The following is an 18,027-nucleotide window of genomic DNA, read 5'->3' on the forward strand; positions in this document are numbered from 1 at the left end:
GGAGCACCAACTATGAGACCTCTCGCACTGCTGATCGCCGCATGCTGCACCGCCGCCGTGGCCTGGGCCACGCCTTCGACGCTGGTGTGGATCCCGTCCTTGGACATCCAGTCGCACGGCACATGGCACCTGGGCGTGGACAGCTACTTCACCCCGACCGACGGCTACCGCTCGCCAACGGACGTCGGGCTGACCTACGGCTTCGCCAACGGCCGCGCCGAGGTGGGCGTGGACTACCTCGGCGGCCAGGACGATCCGTTCTTCCTGAACGCGAAGTTCCTGTTGGCGGCCGAGACGCCCAAGATCCCGGCCCTGGCGGTAGGTGTCTACAACATGGGCACCGAAGACGACGTGACGGACTACAACATGATCTACGCGCTGGCGGCCAAGACGTTCGGCCCGATGCGCGTGACAGCCGGCTACTGCCGCGGCAACGAGGACGCCCTGGGGACGGACGAAGACATGCTGCTCCTGGGCCTGGACGGCTACCTCACCAAGGACAAGAAGTGGTGGGGCGCAGTGGACTACCAGAGCGGCGAGAACGCCTTCGGCGCGCTTAGCGTCGGTGTCTCGTACGCGGTCGCCCCGAACGTGAATCTGCTCGTCGGCTATGACTTCTACAACGCCGACGGGGTGGACGACACGTTCACGACGCAACTGGATATCAACTTCTGACCGCCGCGTGGCGCGAGAAAGAGGTGAGCACTACCCATGAAGAAGGTCGAAGCGATCATCCGTCCCCAGAAGCTGGAGGAGGTCAAGCAGGCCCTCCATGAGATCGGCATCACAGGCATGACGATCAGTGAGGTCAAGGGCTTCGGACGGCAGAAGGGTCACACTGAGGTCTACCGCATGGCCGAGATGCGGATCGAGTTCGTGCCCAAGATCAAGCTGGAGCTGGTGGTGGATGACCGGCTGGCGCCGCAGGTGGTGGACACGATCTGCGAGCAGGCCCGCAACGGCGGCCAGATCGGCGCGGGGAAGATCTTCGTGTCGGCGCTGGAGGAAGTCGTCCGCATCCGCACCGGCGAACGCGGACCCGACGCCATCTGACTACACAGACGCGGCAACGTCGCGGGGACAGGCCCCATGGCCTGTCCCCGCGTGGTGTTCTCGGGCGCGCGACTGACCTGCTACAGCGGCCGTACCTTCCCCGCCAGATCCTCGGCAAAGGTCGGCGGCTTGAGGACCAGGCCGTTGCCCTGCGCGGTCACTTCCTGGGTGCCGACGACCTTGCCAGCGATGGTGTCCCAGTATTCGACCCGGTACTGCCCCGGGTTGAAGCCGTAGAGCGTCACGGTCGCGTCGTGGACCTGCCGGGCGTCGGGGATGGTCTCCGGCTTGGGCACGGACATGTTGTCGAACTGGTAGAGGTAGAACATCCCGCGCGTGCCGTTGCCCATCGCCCGGGCGTTGATGGTCGGGCCCTTCTCGCCCCGCTGCCGCTCCTCGGGCGTCGGTCGCCACTCGGGGATGCCGGGCGCCTCAATGGTAGCCCGCAAGGTCTGGTAGTTCTGGCCGCGGCGGTCTTCCCCGGCGTTGAAGGCGATCAGCCCCTGCTGGTACTCCCACAGCCGGTGCTCCCGCCAGGCTTCGTGGTACCAGAACTGCCCCGGGGCCGCCCCGGGAATCATGTTCGAGACCCACATGCCCAGGCGAAAGTCCAACTGCCACCGCTCGTAGCTGATGGGCAGCGACACGGTCTGCGGGCCGTACTCGATGAACAGGAAGGGCTTGTCGAACTGCTGGCGCGAGCGCCAGCCTTCATACATACCGATGTCCCGCCGCTTCCAGTAGGCGTCGGCCTGCACGTACTCGATCTCGGGCAGCGCGAACAGCTCCTGGCCGTAGCCGTACAGGCAGATGTGCGTGGCCACCAGGTGCTTCCAGGGGTCAATGCTCTTGAGGTAGGCGGCCATCTCCTGGTGCCAGGCCGCGACCTTGTCGCGCTGGTAGCCCTCAGTCAGGTCCACCTCGTTGACCATGTCCCAGGACATCAGGTTCTGGCTGTAGCCCCAGCGCGCCACGATGTAGCGGTAGCGCTGCTTGACCATCTCCTTGGCGCGCGGACTGGTGAAGAACATCGCCGGGCTGGCCACGAAGCCCCCGTTGCGCACCGAGTAGGGGTTGTACTCCCACTCGGCGTCGAACTTGTCGCGGCGCATCTGCCCGTGGCTGTTGAGCGTCAGCTCCAGCAGCAGGCCGGTCTTCTCCGCCAGGTCAAAGGCATAGTCCAGCCGCCAGGCATTGTACTGGGCGTAGTGGCCCACGCCGTCGAAGCGCGAGTGGTACTTGTCGCTCCACTCGATGCCCCCCCACCACGCGCACATCCACGTGCGCACGAAGTTGAGCCCGTGCTCGCGGAAGAGCTTGAAGTAGGCGTCGAAGTCGTAAGAGCCCTTCTGCTTCTCGGCCTGGTCGCCGCCGTCGCGCATGTTGATGCCGGTCGGGAACAGGTAGTCGCCGTTCTCGTACTCAAAGCACCGCGGGTCCTGCTTGCTGATCCGAACGTACCCGCGTGGGTCCACGGGGGCTGTGGCGACGAAGCTGCCGGGGTCGGACCGCGTCTCTCCCAGCGCGTCGCGCACCGTGACAGTATAGGTGTACTTGCCCTGCAGCCGCGGCGCGAAGCGCACCTTCCAGGAGGTGTGTCCGACCGGGATCAGCTTCTCGTACCCCTCCGGCGTCTGCGTGCGCTCGTAGGCCTGGTAGATGAACCCGGGGACGTGGACCGTCTGCCTGTCGGGGCCGGTGAAGTGCCCCTGCACGTCCACCACCTGCGGGTCATAGGGATTGCCATAGTCGCGCCTGAGGCTGAAGTTCAGTTCGAGCTTGCGGAACTGGGGTACACTGGCGGCGCTGGGGGTCACGGCCAACTTGTACGGCACCAGCTTCGGCTCACCCGAAGCGTACCGGCCCAGCGGCAGCTTCTCGCCGGTGAGCTGCACATTGTCCAGCCAGACCGTCCCACTCCACTTGCGGCGGGAGAAGACCCGGAGGCCGAACTCGCGGGGATAGTACAGGGCGCGCTCCCAGGCCCGCCGATGCCCGCCGGGCTTCCAGATGGTCGAGGTCGGCGAGATGTCCAGCTTGATGGTCGTCCACTTGCCCGGCTTCGGGCCGGGCAGCGGCTTGCCGGTCGTCGGCGAGCGGAAGGGCGCCGTCTGATACCAGTAGTACTGCTTGTCCTTCAGGTAGACCCACAGGTCGAACTCCTTGGGCACGCCTGCCGGGACGTACAGGTCGAAACTGAGCTGAGTGTAGCCGGTCCAGTCGTCCCAGGGCAGGTACGTCACCCCGAAGCTCTGAGGCAGCGAGCCGGTGATCGCGAGCGACCGGGCTCCGCTGCTGGCGCGAGCGCTGGTGGCCTGGACGCCTTTGGTGCCGGCATCAAGGGACGAGGCGACCCAGTCCTCATTCGCGCTCTCGCCCGCTTCGAAGTCCCAGCGCAGAGGGGGCAGGGCGAAGGCGGCGGTGGCGCAGGCCAGACAGATGGCGATCGCGATGGAACGTGAAAGGGTCACACAGTGCTCCTGTGGGTCCTGGGCCGGCTCGCGGGCGAGCCGGATCGGCGGGTTCTGCGTATTATGGCGGCTCAGGCCGGGCGTGTCCAGAGCCGACAGGGCCCCTGCCCGCCGTCGCTTGACGCTGCCGCCGCGCATCCTGTACAATCAGCTATCGTCACGCGCAGCGGCGCTGGTGGTGTCGTGCGCGGTCGTCTTGGACACAACACCGGCCTTCTGGCCGGTGTTCCACCCCGTCAGTGGGATGCCGGAGGGGCAGATGGACGTCATTCGCGTTATTCTGATGATCATCGCCACGATTAGTGGTGTCGCGCTCATTGCCGCTGTAGCCATGCAGACGAGCAAGGCCGAGAGCTTCTCGGCGGCCATGGGTGGGGGCAGCGGCGACACCTCGCGGTTCCGCAAGGGCAGCCGCGAGGAGATGCTGGATCGCCTCACCAAGTACTCGGCCATCGTCTGGATCAGTGCGTCGGCGCTGTACTACGTCGCCTACGCGATCAGCAGGTCGGGCTAGCAACCGCCTGCAAGCAGCCGGGGGCTGTCCTTGAACCACCTGTGGGCGCCATGGCGTATGAAATACGTGACCACCGCTGATGCCCAGGACGGCTGTGTCTTCTGTGCCCACGCGCAGCGGGACCGTGACGACGCCGGCAGTGTCCTCGCCCGTGCCCGCCACAACTTCGTCATCCTCAACGCCTTCCCCTACAACAGCGGCCACATGATGATCGTCCCGTACGAGCATCGCAGCGACTTCGCGGCCTTGCCGCCCGAGACGCTGCAGGAGATGATGGCTCTGGCGCAGGTGGCCGTCAACGTGCTGCAGCAGGAATTGCGCTGCGAGGGCGCGAATCTGGGACTAAACATCGGCAAGGCCGCCGGGGCCGGCATCAAGGACCACCTGCATCTGCACATCGTGCCGCGCTGGACCGGCGACACCAACTTCATGACGACCCTCGACGCGACCCGGGTCGTGCCGCAGTCGCTCGAGGAGACTTGGGCGCGCCTGGCGCCGTGCCTGCAGCGGGCCATCGGCGAGGCGGGCCTGGCCTGAACACGGGGGCGAGCCAGGGAACCAGCGCTGGCCCAGTGCTGTCTATCGTAGTGTGACTTCAGTGGACCCGTGCCGCATCTGCACCAGCCGTGGAAAGGGGTCACCAAACTCCATGCGCACCACTCCGTGGTTGATAGCCAGCCTCCTGCTCGTAGCGATGGCGACGCAGGCCTTCGCGCAGGGCGTGAGCATACTCTCGCCGACCAGCAACCAGACGCTCCGCGGCACCGTTCGCATCCAGGGCCAGAAGCCCGATCCGGATAGCGGCTGGATCTCCTACAAGTTTGACGGGCCCGGGCAGAAGGCCGAGTACGTCGCGGCCGTCTCCAAGCCCTTCGTCTTCTCCTGGGACACCCTGGCGCGCAAGGACGGCAAGCCGCTGTACCCCGATGGCACCTATACCATCACCGCCTCCGCCTGCAACCCGTCCGGCCAGGCCATGGGCAACGGCACCGTCAGCGTCACCGTCAACAACAGCCTGAGCGGCTTCGACGCCCCGTCCAGCGTGCGCCTGCGCATGAACTACAAGCGCGGCAATGAGTACAGCTACAAGATCGAGGGACGGCGCGAGGTCGCCCTCAAGCAGAGCAACCCCCTGCTGGACCCCGTTGTCAAGGAGCTCAACGTCACGCTGAAGGCCGAGTACGTGGACCGGGCGATGAACACCAGCAGTGGCGGCCCGGCCCTGATCCGCAAGCGGCCGGTGCAGGGCTGGACCCAGGTTGGCAAGGACACCAAGAGCATCGAGGGACTGGACAAGATCTACACGCTGACGGTGGAGCCCACCGGCAAGATCGAGCCCAAGCACAAGGGCGATCCCGACTTCAGCCTCGGCGAACTGACGATGGTGCTCCCCGACCGCGATCTGCGCGTGGGCGACACCTGGTCCGGGGACCTGTGGCTGATGCTGGATCCCGCCGCCGACCGCCGCCACAAGGTCAAGGCCCAGAACCGCCTTGACGGCTTCCAGTGGTACCACGGCGTCAAGGTGGCGCGCATTGTCAGCACCTTCTCAGAGAAGAAGACCGACCTCACCATCCACTTCAAGAACGGCCAGGCCAGCCTGGAGACGAGCTTCAAGGGCACCCGCTGCAGCTACTTCGCCTACGAGCAGGGGCGCTTCATCGGCATTGAGGACAGCATCGAGCACGAGTACGAGGTGGACGTGGCACAGGTGTCGGCAGCCCTGACCGGAGCCGGTTACGGCATGGGCATGGGGATGGGTGGCATGCCGGGCGCCGAAGGTATGGGCATGCCAGGGATGGCCGGGCCCGAGGGCATGGCGCCGGGGATGCCGGGGGCACCGGGGATGCCGGGTATGCCGGGCGCCATGGGCGCGCCGGGAATGCCTGCGGCGCCGGGAATGCCGGCCGCCCCCGGGATGCCGGCCGCACCGGGGATGCCGGGAGCCATGGGCGCCGCGCCGGGAATGCCGGGAATGCCGGGAATGCCGGGGATGCCGGGGATGTCCGGTGAGCCAGGCATGGGCGGCTATGGGTACCAGCAGATGATGCCCACCAAGATCAAGGCCAATGGCACGGTGACGCTCGCCGTGACTGAGCAAGGCCACTAGGGCAAGCACGGCAGGACGCCAGCACGCCCTACACGGACGACCCGCATGAAACACTCGTTCCACAACGGGGGCCGCTATGCAGCGGCCCCCTTTTGCCTGCTGCTGGTTCTGGTCTCGGCGGCCCGTCTGCCGGCCCAGCAGCCAACGCCGGTGCGCTTCGCAGCCTGGCGCGACCAGGGCGTCCGTCCCTTCGGCGCGGTCTCGGACCTACTGGCCACCTTCCACGAGGTCAACCCCGACGTACACGTCAACCTGAACTACGAGGACTGGTCGTTCGCGCGCGTGCGGCTCCGCTACTGGTTCGGCTCACACCGCCAGTATGCCCCGCATCTGACCATCCTGCCCGACATTTGGTTGTCCGCCTACGCCGACCAGTTGGTGCCGCTGGATGGCGTGCTCAGGCCGAAAGATACGGCCGGCTTCGTCCCTGCGCTGCTGGACCGCTGCCGCGTGAAGGGCCGTCTCGTCGGGCTGCCGTGGCTCGTGCGCTCGCGGGCCCTGTATGTCCGCACCGACCTGCTGGAGACGGCCAAGCTGAAGCCACCGCGCACGCTGGCGGAGCTACAGGCCGCGGCCATCGCCCTCGCCAAGCCGCCAGCGGTGTACGGCCTCGGGCTGGCGGCCGCTCAGGGGAGCGGCGCGCTCGATACCTTCCTGGACCTGCTGGACGCCCACGGAGGCACGCCGCTTGACAAGGACGGCAGGCTGCAGCTCCAGAGCAAGGAAGCGGAGGCGGCGCTGGGGTACTGGCTGGGCCTGCAGCAAGCACATGCGCTCCAGCCCGAGGGCCTGACCTGGACTGACGACGACCTGTGCGACGCGTTCGTCGCGGGCCATGTGGCGATGCTGGTCGCCGGGCCAGAGTTGGGCCAGCGCCTGCGCAAAGCGGCGCCGACACTCAAGTTCGGCACCGTGGCGCTGCCCACCGACCGCGCGTCAGACCTACCCGTCTCCGCCGAGGTGCTGGTGGCGCTGAGCAACGCCGGCGAGCCCGAGCCGGTCGGGCGCTTCATGCGCTTTATGGCGACCGCCGAGGCTCAACGCGCCATGACCTTCATGGGCGGCTTGCCCACGTACCAGTCCCACGTTGAGCGGGTGCGCGATGAGGAGGACGTGGCCCCGTTCGTGGCCGGGATGGAGCGTGCCCGGGGCCTGCCGATGCTGGAGACCGAGCCTGCCCAGCGCATCGTTGAGCGCGCCCTGTGGCTGTGCCTGAGCGGCCGGAGTACCCCGGCTGAGGCCCTCAAGACCGCCTCGACCGAGGAAGCCCAGAGGGTCTTCTAGGGCTTGCCGGAGCCGACTTCTGCGAACACGTCCGCGCGCGTGGGGACACGCGCGCCCACGCGACGCTCTCACCCCTACGCCTCCAGCCTTTCCCCCGTATCCAGCGCGCAGAACTGCACCTCTCCATCCACGACCGCCGCGCAGGTGGGGCGCGCCAGCCGGGCGTCTTGCGCCAGGGGATAGGTCGTCGTTCCGGGGTTCACGTGCAGCAAAGAGCCATGGCGGGCTGCACAGGGCACGTGCAGGTGGGCGGTCACCACCAGGTCTACGCCCCACTGCTGGGCCTGCTCGAGGGTCTTGTCCAACGGCACGCGGTGCCCGTGCGTGGCCAGCAGCCGCTGCCCCTCCACCTGCGCGAAGACATAGGGCGCCTGGATCGGCGCACGTACGAACAGGGCGTCCACCTCGGAGTCGGCGTTGCCCTGGGTGATGAGCAGCGGCACGGGGCAGGCGTTGAGAGCCTCGGCCAGTGCGCGCGGGTTGTAGTCCGGCGCCGGATCGAAGCGCGGCCCATGGTACAGCAGGTCGCCGCAGTGGACGATGAGGTCACTGTCGTGCAGGAACTCCCAGGCGCGGCGCCAGCCGTCCAGGTTCCCGTGCGTGTCGGCGATGAGACCAATCTTCATGGGGCCACCTCCTGAGCGCCACGGCGCTCTGCTAGAGGCGATTTCGCGCGGCCGGGGGATGAGTCCTGCGCCGAGCGGCAGGTTGGCGCACGCCAGGCGGCGAAGCCGCAGACGGAAGCGATGACAGGGATGGTGACAGCGCATGAGCGATGAGATGGTGATCCGCCCGGCTCGCGCCGAGGACATCGCGGCGGTGTGCGAGTTGGCGGAGCTGGCCTGGCAGCCGGTCTATGCCGAGTTCCGGCGGCGGCTGGGCGACCGCCTCGACAGCCGCCTGCGGCCGCAGGTCAAGGGCCTCAAGGAGGCCCAGGTGCGCCAGGCCTTTGAGCAACGCCCCGACAGCATGATCGTGACCGAGATCGGCGGGCGGATCGCAGCCTTCGCGACGTTCTACGTCGTGGAGCCACAGAAGAAGATCGGCGAGATCGGCAACAACGCCGTGCATCCGGACTTCCAGGGCCGGGGGATCGCCCGCAAGCAGTACGAGCGCATCTTCGAGGAGTTGCGCAAGCTGGGCATGGAGTACGTCCGCGTCACCACCGGCCTCGACGACGCCCACGCCCCAGCCCGCAGAGCCTACGAGGCCGTAGGCTTCGACCGCCAGCTCCCGGTGGTTACATACTACCGGGAGTTGTAGACGGCCGGAGGCGCCCGAGACGCGGCTTCGCACAGGCGGGGGCGGCAGCCCTTGTCGCTCCCATGCCACCCCCACCCCGCAGGTTCGCCCCGCGCCTGCAAGGAACTACCCTCTCTGCCCGTCACGAAAGGACACGATACCCCCATGCGCAAGATCGTCTTCATCGGCGCCGGCAGCGGCTTCGGCCAACGACTGTGCCACGACATCCTGGCCCACGAGGACCTGCAGGACTGCCACCTGGCGCTCGTGGACATCAACGAGCGCCGGCTGGAGGCCGTCACCGACTGTGTCGAGCAGCTCATTGAGAAGCATGACCTGCCCGCGACGGTCGAGGCGACCGCGGACCGCGAGGAAGTCATGGAAGCGGCGGACTATGTCATCATCGCGGTGGCCATCGGCGGCCCGGCGTACGACGGTGTGCCCTACTACCATGAGATCAATATCCCCAAGCAGTATGGGATCTACCAAGAGGTCGCCGACACGGTCGGCCCCGGCGGCGTGTTCCGCACCTTGCGCTCCGCGCCGGAAATGATGGCCATCGCCCGAGATGTCCAGCGCTTCTGCCCCAACGCCCTGGTGCTCAACTACACCAACCCCATGGCGGCGGTCACGTGGGTGATGAACGAGGCCGCGCCGATCAGGCTGGTCGGCCTGTGCCACTCGGTCCAGGGCACGGCCGGGCAGCTTGCCGGTTACATGGGCGTGCCGCATGGCGAGTTGCGCTACTGGGTCGCGGGCATCAATCACATGTCATGGTTCCTGGAGCTCAAGCGCCACGGCCAGGACATGTACCCACGGCTGCGCCAGGTCATGGACGACCCCGAGATCTGGAAGAAGGACTCGGTGCGCTTCGAGATCCTGCGGCACTTCGACTACTTTGTCACCGAGTCCACCCGCCACATGTCCGAATACGTCCCGTACTTCCGCAAGACCCGCGAGCAGATGGAGCAGCTCGGACTGCAGCTTCGCCAGCCCAACGAGGTAGCCGTGGATCACCGCTGGGAATGGCTGCAGGACATCAAGCAGCAGCTCATGGAGAGCGAGGAGCACCAGCTGAAGCCCTCCGGCGAGTATGCCTCGCACATCATCCACGCCATCGAGACCAACCAGCCCTTCCGCTTCAACGGCAATGTCATCAATGGCGGGCTCATCAGCAACCTCCCGCCGGAGTGCTGTGTCGAGGTGCCCTGCCTCGTGGATGGCACGGGCGTGCGGCCCTGCGCCGTCGGGGCCCTGCCGACGCACCTGGCGGCGCTGAACATGACCAACGTCGCGGTGCAGAAGCTCATGGTCGAGGCGTGCCTGGAGAAGAGCCGCCAGAAGGCCTACTACGCCACGGCCCTCGACCCGCTGACCGCCGGCCAGTGCAACCTCGACCAGATCCGCGCCATGTTCGATGAGATGTGGGAGGCGGAACAGCCCTGGCTACAGGAGTACAGGTGATGCGCCGTCTCGTCTGTCTGGTCGCCCTGCTGCCGGCCCTGGCCTGCGCGCAACAGGTGAAGTGGGACTTCGCCGACGGCAAGCTGACCTGGCAGCCCCGCACGCCCGGCGTCAAGCTGGAACTCACCGCCGACATGAAGACCCCCGGCGGCAAGCCCTCCCTACACGTCGCGGGGTCGGAGGCGAGCAACTGGAACTATGCCGTCTCGGATACCCACCCGATGGCGGTCGGGCAGGCCTACCGCCTGTCACTGTGGATGTGCGCCAAGAGCCTGGGCGAGGGCACGCAGGCCCCCAGCGTCAAGTGCGAGTTCGTCGGCGACGAGCCCGGCAACATCGGCCGCGTGACGACCGAGGCGTATGACACCGCCAGGCTTGGCCAATGGCAGAGGCTGAGCGTCGAGTTCCGCGCCCCGCAGCAGACCGCCAGGTTCTGGTTGGCGGTCGAGAAGGGCGCCAACACGCCGATGGCGGTGGACCTGTACCTGGGCGAGGTGCTCGTGGAGCCGATCCAGGAACTGACGATCATCCGGCAGTACGTCCTCGACCCGCTGCCCGCCCCGCTGCAGCAGCGCCGGGGCGTCCACCCGCGGCTCTATCTCGATGCCGCCGGCGTCGCCAGGCTGCGCGAGGCTGTGAAGACGACGCACGCCGCCCAGTGGCAGAGGCTGCAGGCGCTCGCCGAACGCCTCGTGAAGAGCGGGCCACCGCAGTACATCGAGCGTGACAAGTACAGTGGCGATGAGCAGCTCTGGCAGCGCGAGGTAGGCAACGCCATGCCCACGCTGGCCCTCGTGTGGCTCGTGACGCAGGACAAGCAGTACCTCGACAGCGCCCGGGCCTGGGCGCTGGCTTCGTGCAGCTACCCGACGTGGGGCCTGGGGCGCATTGACGGCATGGACCTCGCGACCGGCCACCAGCTCTTCGGGTTGGGCCTCGTCTATGACTGGTGCTATGCCGACCTGGGCGACGAAGCCCGGCGGACGATTCGCGACACGCTGCAGAAGCGCGCCGGGCGGATGTACGAGGCGGCGGCGTCCGGGGAGGCGTGGTGGCAGAAGTCGTACCTGCAGAACCACCTGTGGGTCAACGCCTGCGGCATGGCGGTGGCCGGGCTGGCGGTGTATGACGAGCTGCCCGAGGCGACGCGCTGGATCGGCCTGCCGCTGGACAAGTTCAAGCGCACGATGCAGACGCTCGGCTCCGACGGCGCCAGCCACGAGGGCGTCGGTTACTGGCAGTACGGCGTCGAGTACATGCTCAAGTTCATGGAACTGGCGCGCAGCCTGCTGGAGTGCGACCTGTTCGACCACCCGTGGTGGCGGAACACCGCCAGCTATGCGCTCTACCTGCAGCTGCCGCGCCAGGCGTGGACGAGCCGCAGCAACATCGTGGACCTCGCCGACTGCCCGCGCGGGAACTGGTACGGGCCGGACTACCTGCTGTGGAAGCTGGCCCACGAGTACCACTTCGAGGTAGCGCAGTGGCAGGCGAATGAGGAGGCCGCCGCCAACATCACCGCCGGCGGTGCACCGTGGCTGAACCTGCTATGGTATGACCCGCAGATCCAGGCTATTGCGCCCTCCGCCGGCTTGCCGACGCTGATGCACTTCACTGATCTGGGGATCGTGTCGGCGCGCACGGACTGGACCGGCAACGAGCCGCTGTTGGTGTTCAAGAGCGGGCCGTTCCTGGGGCACGAGGCCGTCAAGAAGCTGAGCTATGACGCGGGCGGCGGGCACGTCCATCCGGACGCCAACCACTTTGTGCTCTTCGGCAGCGGCGAGTGGCTCATCAAGGACGATGGCTACGCAGACAAGCGGACCGGGCAACACAACACGCTGCTGGTGGACGGCCAGGGCCAAACCGGGGAGGGCAAGTGGTTCAGCGGCGCGAGTACTCTGCGCCAGGGCGACCAGCCGACGATCTTCAGAATCCGCCGGTGGCCGGGCATTGACTGGATCGGCGGACGGGCGCAGGCCGCGTACCCGCAGAGGCTAGGCCTCAAGCGCTTCCGCCGACACCTGATCTTCTTCAAGCCTGACGCGCTGGTCGTGGTGGACGACATCGAGTGCGACGCGCCACGGGCGCTGGAGCTGCGGTTCCACCCGGAGCAGCAGCAGGCCGAGCAGGACGGGGGCGCGTTCATCTGTCGGGGCAAGACCTCGACTCTGCGCATCCAGCCGCTAACGACCGAGGGCGTGCAGGTCGCGGCGGAGGTCGTTGAGGGGCAGGACCGCAACGAGAAGCCGCTGCCGATGTTCACCATTGGCCTGCGCGCGCAACAGCAGCGCTGGCGCAATGCCACGGCGCTCAGTTGGTGCGCCGCGGGGAAGGCGCCTCAGCCCATCACCATGCAGGTCGACGGGGACCTGTGGCGGTTCATCGCGTTCGGCAAGTCGGCCACATTCGACTGGAGCAAGGACGAAGTCATCGTACCGTGAGGGTGATCGCCAATGAGCAAGAGCCTGTGGGAGCCTGATTTCAGCCGCATACTGACGGTCCTGTACCGCACTGGCGAGCCGGACCGAGTACCGTTCTTCGAGCTGTTCCACGATGCCGAGGTCCTCGTCGGGGTCATGGGCGGGCCGCCGCCGTCCGACCCCGACGCCTACCGCCGCTGGCGCCTGGAGTTCTTCACCAAGCTCAACTACGACTACATGAACGCCTACCACACGGTGAGCTTCCCCGAGGTGCCGACGCTCCTGTCGGACGACACCGCCGCTGAGCAGAGCCGCGGCCAGCGCGGCTGGGAAGACGAGCACCACGGCCCCATCGGCAGTTGGGACGACTTCGAGCGCTACCAGTGGCCGACGGTCAGCGACAGCGACTTCGCCGACATCGAGGCCTGCGCGGCCATCCTGCCCGACGGCATGAAGGTCACCGTTACGCTGCCCGGCGGGGTGCTCGAGAACCTCATCCGCCTGATCGGCTACGAGCCGCTGTGCTATGCGCTGGTCGAGCAGCCCGACCTGGTACAGGCGGTCGTGGACAAGATCGGCGAGACCGAGCTGACGATGTACCGGGCGCTCTGCCAGTTCGAGCATGTCGGCCTGGTCTGGCTCAACGACGACCTGGGCTTCAAGACCCAGACGATGATCGGCCCGCACCACCTGCGCCAGTATGTCTTCCCCTGGCACCAGCGCCTCGTGCAGTACGCCCACGACCACGGCAAGCCTGTGGTGCTGCACGCCTGCGGCAATCTCCGCGAGGTCATGGAGGACCTCATCGAGTTCTGCCACTTCGACGCCAAGCACTCGTTCGAGGATGTCATCCAGCCGGTCGCGGAGTTCAAGCACCAGTACGGCACCCGCATCTCGGCGATGGGCGGGATTGACGTGGATGTGCTGGCGCGGCTGGACGAGGAACAAGTGCGGCGCTACGTGCGCCGGACGATCGAGGAGACGGCCCCGGGCGGGGGCTGGGCCCTCGGCTCGGGCAATACCCTCGCCAACTACATCCCGCTGCGCAACTTCCTGGCGATGCTGGACGAGGGCCGGCAGGCCGGGGTGTACACCCACTGAGGTCTGGGTACGTAGGCAAACACTCAGGCCGTGGGGCCCGCCGCACACGACGCGGCACCCACGGCCTGTTTCCGTATCTGCACATACCTCAGTGAGCGACGACGTCCCTCACGCCCACGTCTCGCGGAGCCACTCCCCGGCCAGGTCCATCCACGTCGCCACATGCGGGAAGTCGGGGGCGAGACCCAGGCCGTGCCGGCCCGAGCGGTAGACATGCAACTCGAACGGCACGCCATTGGCCGCGCAGGCCTCCGCGAACATGAGGCTGTTCATCACCGGCACGCCGCCGTCGTCGGCGGTATGCCACAGGAACGTGGGTGGCGTATCCGGCGTCACCCGCAGCTCGTTGCAGAACTCCCTGACCAGCTCCCCGGGTGCGTCCTCACCCAGCAGGTTCAGACACGAGCCCCGGTGCCCATGCGGACCGAAGCTGATGACCGCATAGCACAGGAAGAGCGCATCGGGGCGGCAACTGAGCCGGTCCACCGGGTCGGCCGCCGCCGCGTCACCGGCGTCGTAGTGCGTGCCGGCCGAGGCCGCCAGATGCCCGCCTGCCGAGAACCCCAGCACCGCGACCCTCCCCTCCGGCGTGTGCGCCCGGGCCGTCCGCACTGCCCGCTGCGCATCCAGCAGCGGGTGCGGGTGGCGGTAGGGCGCCACGCGGTAGTCGAGCACGTAGGCCGAGAAGCCGCGCGCATTGAAGGCCTCGGCGATGGGCCCGCTCTCATGCGGCGCCCGGTGGCTGTAGCCGCCGCCGGGGAAGACGATGACGCTGTCGGCCACGCCGGGCAGCAGGTACGGCGTCAGCGTCGGCGCGAAGGGCGTCTCGGCGGTCTCCATCCCCGGCGCCCCGTCGGGCCAGAGCGGCTGCGGCTCGTGATTCACGAACTCCTTCATGGCTTCTCCTCACTGCCTTTGTGTTCGCATTCCCCGCCAAAGGGACAGCCGGCGCACGAGTCAGCGTCACAGGCACGGCGGCCCGACAGGTTGCGGACGATCTGACGAACGGCATACGCGGCCGCGAGGGCCACGATGACGCCAACCAGGATATCTTGCCACATGTACTCCCCCACCTCCTGCCTGTAGTGGCGCGGTTCGTCACGCCCGGCGCAATCAACTGCGCCCCTACAGCAAAGTGCCGACCCGATAGACGATGAAGCTCACAACCCAGGCCAGCACACACGTATAGCCCACGGCGAAGGCCGTCCACTGCCACGAACAGGTCTCCCTGTAGATCGCGGCAATCGTGGAAGCGCACGGGATGTAGATCAGCACGAAGACCATCAGCGTGAGCGCCACCACCGGGTTGAACATCGGGTCGCGCCGCAGGGCGTCACGCAGCTCCGGGGACTCCTCGTCGCTGTCGCCCAGGCTGTAGACGGTGGCCAGGGTTGAGACGACGATCTCCTTGGCGGCCAGTCCGGCCACAAGGGCCGTCCCGACGCGGTAGTCAAAGCCGAGCGGCCGCAGTGCCGGCTCGAGGGCCCGCCCGATGCGCCCGGCGTAGCTGTGGGAGATCCTGCCCTGGGCCTGCTGCGCCGCGGACAGGTGCGGATCGGGCGGCAGCATGGGATGACTGAGCAGGAACCACATGCAGATGGACATCGCCAGGATCGTCGTCCCGGCCTTCTTGACATACATCCACCCGCGCTCCCACATGTGCACGGCCGTGCCCTTCAGGGTCGGCCAGCGGTACGGCGGCAGCTCCATGACGAAGGGCCGGCTGGGGCCGACCAACAGGAACTTGCTGAACAGCCGCGCCATGAGCAACGCCAGCAGCACCCCCAGCGCATAGACCCCGAAGATGACCTTGCCCGCCATGGCTGTGGGGAAGAACGCCCCGGCCAGGAGGATGTACACCGGTAGGCGCGCCCCGCAGCTCATCAGCGGCGTCACTAGGATCGTCACCAGCCGCTCCCGCGGGCTCTCCAACATGCGCGTCGAGAGCACCGCCGGAACCGTGCATCCGAAGCCGATGAGCATCGAGATGAAGCTCTTGCCGTGCAGGCCCACCTGGTGCATGACGCGGTCCACCACGAACGCCGCCCGCGCCATGTAGCCGCTGTCCTCCAGGAACGAGATGGCCAGGAACAGCAACAGGATGTTGGGCAGGAAGACCAGCACACCGCCGACCCCGCCGATGATGCCGTCCGCCAGCAGGGACTGCAGTTGCCCCGGCGGCAGCGCGCTCCGCACCTCGCCGCCCAGCCAGACGAAGAGCGTGTCCAGCCAGCCCATGAGCGGGTTGCCCAGGTGGAAGACCAGCTCGAACATCGCCCACATGAACAGGAAGAAGATGGGCAGGCCGATGACGCGGTTGGCGACGATGGCATCCACGCGCTCGGACCAGTCGGCCCGGCGCAGATGCACTTCGGTGACGGCCTCGCGGCAGGCGCCGCTGACGAACCCGTAGCGGCGGTCGGCCAGCGCCACCTCCGCGTCGTCGCCGACAATCTGCTGCAGGTGACGCCGCGCCTCGTCGGCCAGGGCCAGCACTTCCCGCCCGGCCTCCCCGTGCGCCCTCACGCGCCCGTGCACTTGCTCGTCATTCTCCAGCAGCTTGATGGCCAGCCAACGCGCTGACAGCACCGTGTCCAGGCGCCGCCGCTGGATCTCCTCGGCAAGCTGCGCGATATGCGGCTCCAGCTCCGGGCCGAAGCTCAGGTCCACCCGCCGCTGTGGCCCTTCGTCGGCGGCCCGGATCACCGCCCGCATCAGGTCGTCGAGGCCCTGGCCGCGCCGCGCCACGATGGGCACGACCGGCAGGCCGAGCAGATCGGACAGCAGCGGCACGTCAATGTGCTTGCCGCGTGCCTCGGCCGTGTCCATCATGTTCAGCGCCACCACCACCGGCACGCCCAGCTCGATGAACATGCTGGTCAGGCACAGGTTGCGCTCGAGGTTCGAGGCGTCCACGATGTCCACGATGACATCCGGCCGCTCCTCGATGACGAAGTCGCGGGCCACGATCTCCTCGACCGAGTAAGCGCTGAGACTGTACGTGCCGGGCAGGTCCACGATGTGCAACCGCCGGCCGCCGAACTCGCGCTGGCCTTCCTTCTTCTCGACGGTGACGCCGGGGTAGTTGCCGACATGCTGCCGCGCGCCGGTCAGCTCATTGAAGACCGTCGTCTTGCCCGAATTGGGGTTCCCCGCCAGGGCGACGACCAGGCGGGGCGGAGAGGCTTCAGATGTGGGGGGGGATGGTGCCATGGAGCAAAGAGGCTTCCCGCGCTGCCTGCTAGAGTAGCCGCACGACCACGTCATCGGCGAGGTTGTGGCCGATGTCGGTCCGCACCTCGCCGACCATAAGGGCGATCCGCTGGTGCCCTGGCGGCCGCTCCAGGACCGTCAGTTCCACGCCGGGAGCCAGGCCCTGGCCCGCCAGGCGGCGCTGGCGGCCGGCCCCGCCACGGATCGACACGAGCTGTACGCGTCGTCCAGCCCTCACTTGCGACAGCGGCTGCTCGACGATCTGCACGCGGATGTTGACGGCCTCGCTGCGCCGCAGGGTCAGGTGGTAGTCGAGCAGCATGATCTCGATAGGGTCGCCCAGCGGCGCCAGGCGCTCCACCCGCACCTCCGCCCCCGGTCGCAGCCCCATGTCCAGCAGCCGCCGCCGAATGGGCCCCTCCCCGCACACGCGCACGATCACCGCTGCCGAACCGGGTGCCACCTCGTCGAGTGTGACGTCCTCGGACGCCGCTGCAGCAGCAGCGGCCACTGCCTCGGGAGCCACCTCACAGATCGCGGCCTGCTCCAGGTGCGCCTGCCATTGCGCGTGGACGCTCTCGTTCTCCTGCATGAACCGCGTCAGCAGCCGCAAGCGCTCGAGCGCCTCGGAGCTGAGCGCGTGCTCGAGCCGGCACGCCTCGTCCCCGGCCTGCTCGGGCGCCAGCAGCATCACCCGCTGCAACAGGTCCACGATGGCCGTGTGCCGATCGTGGACTTGCTCGGCCAGTTGGCGCCCCTCCTCGGTCAGCGTGGCATAGCCGTAGGCCTCATGCTCCACGAGGCCGCGACCCGCCAGGGTCTTGAGCGCCCCGCTCACCGTGGGCATCTTCACCCCGAGCTGCCGGGCGATGTCGCGCACTCGGGCCACCTGGTGGGTCGCCTGGAGCTGGTAGATCGTCTCCAGGTAGTCCTCCATGGTGGCGGACAAGCCGGCGGCGCCGAGCTCGAGCATAGTTGGCACGCTCCAAATAAGTTAGGACATGCTAACTTCTACGACCAGCAGTATAGCCTCCCGCGTGCTAGCGTGTCAAGCGCGCACGCGCAGGGGGTGCAACCTGGGATTGTCGGTAGACGAGGGCGTGCCAGGGCGGGGTGTCGGCGAAGCCGACACCCCGCCCGGGTTACTCTTGA

General features: G+C 67.6%; 16 protein-coding genes. 10 read left to right on the top strand and 6 right to left on the bottom strand.

What is annotated here, in order from left to right:
- Positions 1-12: 12 nt before the first annotated feature.
- Positions 13-675 (top strand): YjbH domain-containing protein, encoded by a 663-nt coding sequence (locus tag LLH23_07240; protein ID MCE5238272.1) that lies wholly within the window; start codon positions 13-15, stop codon positions 673-675.
- Positions 676-711: 36 nt separating this feature from the next.
- A complete protein-coding gene (locus LLH23_07245; GenBank protein ID MCE5238273.1) occupies positions 712-1,053 on the top strand; it encodes a P-II family nitrogen regulator in 342 nt (113 codons plus the stop codon).
- Positions 1,054-1,133: 80 nt separating this feature from the next.
- Here LLH23_07245 and LLH23_07250 read toward each other — a convergent pair whose 3' ends face one another.
- The gene (locus LLH23_07250) at positions 1,134-3,524 is read right to left on the bottom strand and encodes a DUF5060 domain-containing protein (protein MCE5238274.1); all 2,391 of its coding nucleotides are present in this window, start codon (positions 3,522-3,524) and stop codon (positions 1,134-1,136) included.
- Between the two features lie 82 nt (positions 3,525-3,606).
- On the opposite strand from LLH23_07250, the gene secG reads away from it, so the two are divergent.
- The 4 genes from secG (at position 3,607) to LLH23_07270 (ending at position 7,432) form a co-directional block, all read left to right on the top strand.
- Complete coding sequence (gene secG, locus LLH23_07255) at positions 3,607-4,038, top strand: preprotein translocase subunit SecG (GenBank protein MCE5238275.1); 432 nt, start codon at positions 3,607-3,609, stop codon at positions 4,036-4,038.
- Positions 4,039-4,095: 57 nt separating this feature from the next.
- Entirely contained in the window at positions 4,096-4,575 is a 480-nt protein-coding gene (locus LLH23_07260) for an HIT domain-containing protein (protein ID MCE5238276.1), read from the top strand.
- A 112-nt stretch (positions 4,576-4,687) separates the two neighbouring features.
- Entirely contained in the window at positions 4,688-6,148 is a 1,461-nt protein-coding gene (locus tag LLH23_07265) for a hypothetical protein (GenBank protein ID MCE5238277.1), read from the top strand.
- Between the two features lie 45 nt (positions 6,149-6,193).
- On the top strand, positions 6,194-7,432 hold the full coding sequence (locus LLH23_07270; GenBank protein ID MCE5238278.1) for an extracellular solute-binding protein: 1,239 nt from the start codon (positions 6,194-6,196) through the stop codon (positions 7,430-7,432).
- A gap of 74 nt (positions 7,433-7,506) precedes the next feature.
- Here LLH23_07270 and yfcE read toward each other — a convergent pair whose 3' ends face one another.
- Positions 7,507-8,058 (bottom strand): phosphodiesterase, encoded by a 552-nt coding sequence (yfcE, locus tag LLH23_07275; protein ID MCE5238279.1) that lies wholly within the window; start codon positions 8,056-8,058, stop codon positions 7,507-7,509.
- Between the two features lie 142 nt (positions 8,059-8,200).
- Here yfcE and LLH23_07280 point away from each other — a divergent pair, with 142 nt between their 5' ends.
- The 4 genes from LLH23_07280 (at position 8,201) to LLH23_07295 (ending at position 13,662) form a co-directional block, all read left to right on the top strand.
- On the top strand, positions 8,201-8,695 hold the full coding sequence (locus LLH23_07280; protein ID MCE5238280.1) for a GNAT family N-acetyltransferase: 495 nt from the start codon (positions 8,201-8,203) through the stop codon (positions 8,693-8,695).
- A gap of 144 nt (positions 8,696-8,839) precedes the next feature.
- On the top strand, positions 8,840-10,138 hold the full coding sequence (gene melA / locus LLH23_07285) for an alpha-galactosidase (protein ID MCE5238281.1): 1,299 nt from the start codon (positions 8,840-8,842) through the stop codon (positions 10,136-10,138).
- Positions 10,138-12,582 carry a DUF4962 domain-containing protein gene (locus LLH23_07290; protein MCE5238282.1) on the top strand — a complete coding sequence of 815 codons (2,445 nt, stop codon included), beginning with the start codon at positions 10,138-10,140 and terminating at the stop codon, positions 12,580-12,582. Before melA ends, LLH23_07290 begins: the two co-directional genes overlap by 1 nt.
- A 12-nt stretch (positions 12,583-12,594) precedes the next feature.
- A complete protein-coding gene (locus tag LLH23_07295; protein ID MCE5238283.1) occupies positions 12,595-13,662 on the top strand; it encodes a uroporphyrinogen-III decarboxylase-like protein in 1,068 nt (355 codons plus the stop codon).
- 108 nt (positions 13,663-13,770) lie between these two features.
- Here the strand turns inward: LLH23_07295 and LLH23_07300 are convergent, their stop codons facing one another.
- From LLH23_07300 to LLH23_07315, 4 genes are all read right to left on the bottom strand, one after another.
- On the bottom strand, positions 13,771-14,559 hold the full coding sequence (locus LLH23_07300) for an alpha/beta hydrolase (GenBank protein MCE5238284.1): 789 nt from the start codon (positions 14,557-14,559) through the stop codon (positions 13,771-13,773).
- Positions 14,556-14,723: a FeoB-associated Cys-rich membrane protein gene (locus LLH23_07305; protein ID MCE5238285.1), complete on the bottom strand. Its 168-nt coding sequence runs from the start codon at positions 14,721-14,723 to the stop codon at positions 14,556-14,558. Before LLH23_07305 ends, LLH23_07300 begins: the two co-directional genes overlap by 4 nt.
- A gap of 64 nt (positions 14,724-14,787) precedes the next feature.
- On the bottom strand, positions 14,788-16,875 hold the full coding sequence (gene feoB, locus LLH23_07310; protein MCE5238286.1) for a ferrous iron transport protein B: 2,088 nt from the start codon (positions 16,873-16,875) through the stop codon (positions 14,788-14,790).
- A 28-nt stretch (positions 16,876-16,903) separates the two neighbouring features.
- Positions 16,904-17,848 (bottom strand): metal-dependent transcriptional regulator, encoded by a 945-nt coding sequence (locus LLH23_07315; GenBank protein ID MCE5238287.1) that lies wholly within the window; start codon positions 17,846-17,848, stop codon positions 16,904-16,906.
- Between the last annotated feature and the right edge of the window lie 179 nt (positions 17,849-18,027).

The sequence above is a fragment of the bacterium genome (assembly GCA_021372615.1).
Taxonomy (GTDB): Bacteria; Armatimonadota; Zipacnadia; order Zipacnadales; family UBA11051; genus JAJFUB01.

Bases quoted from the DNA above. Each gene is read 5' to 3' on its own strand.
- LLH23_07240 (MCE5238272.1), top strand. From the start codon at position 13: ATGAGACCTCTCGCACTGCTGATCGCCGCATGCTGCACCGCCGCCGTG.
- yfcE (MCE5238279.1), bottom strand. From the start codon at position 8,058: ATGAAGATTGGTCTCATCGCCGACACGCACGGGAACCTGGACGGCTGG.
- LLH23_07290 (MCE5238282.1), top strand. From the start codon at position 10,138: ATGCGCCGTCTCGTCTGTCTGGTCGCCCTGCTGCCGGCCCTGGCCTGC.
- LLH23_07265 (MCE5238277.1), top strand. From the start codon at position 4,688: ATGCGCACCACTCCGTGGTTGATAGCCAGCCTCCTGCTCGTAGCGATG.
- LLH23_07315 (MCE5238287.1), bottom strand. From the start codon at position 17,848: ATGCTCGAGCTCGGCGCCGCCGGCTTGTCCGCCACCATGGAGGACTAC.
- LLH23_07305 (MCE5238285.1), bottom strand. From the start codon at position 14,723: ATGTGGCAAGATATCCTGGTTGGCGTCATCGTGGCCCTCGCGGCCGCG.
- feoB (MCE5238286.1), bottom strand. From the start codon at position 16,875: ATGGCACCATCCCCCCCCACATCTGAAGCCTCTCCGCCCCGCCTGGTC.
- melA (MCE5238281.1), top strand. From the start codon at position 8,840: ATGCGCAAGATCGTCTTCATCGGCGCCGGCAGCGGCTTCGGCCAACGA.
- LLH23_07280 (MCE5238280.1), top strand. From the start codon at position 8,201: ATGAGCGATGAGATGGTGATCCGCCCGGCTCGCGCCGAGGACATCGCG.
- LLH23_07300 (MCE5238284.1), bottom strand. From the start codon at position 14,559: ATGAAGGAGTTCGTGAATCACGAGCCGCAGCCGCTCTGGCCCGACGGG.
- LLH23_07270 (MCE5238278.1), top strand. From the start codon at position 6,194: ATGAAACACTCGTTCCACAACGGGGGCCGCTATGCAGCGGCCCCCTTT.
- LLH23_07260 (MCE5238276.1), top strand. From the start codon at position 4,096: ATGAAATACGTGACCACCGCTGATGCCCAGGACGGCTGTGTCTTCTGT.
- LLH23_07295 (MCE5238283.1), top strand. From the start codon at position 12,595: ATGAGCAAGAGCCTGTGGGAGCCTGATTTCAGCCGCATACTGACGGTC.
- LLH23_07245 (MCE5238273.1), top strand. From the start codon at position 712: ATGAAGAAGGTCGAAGCGATCATCCGTCCCCAGAAGCTGGAGGAGGTC.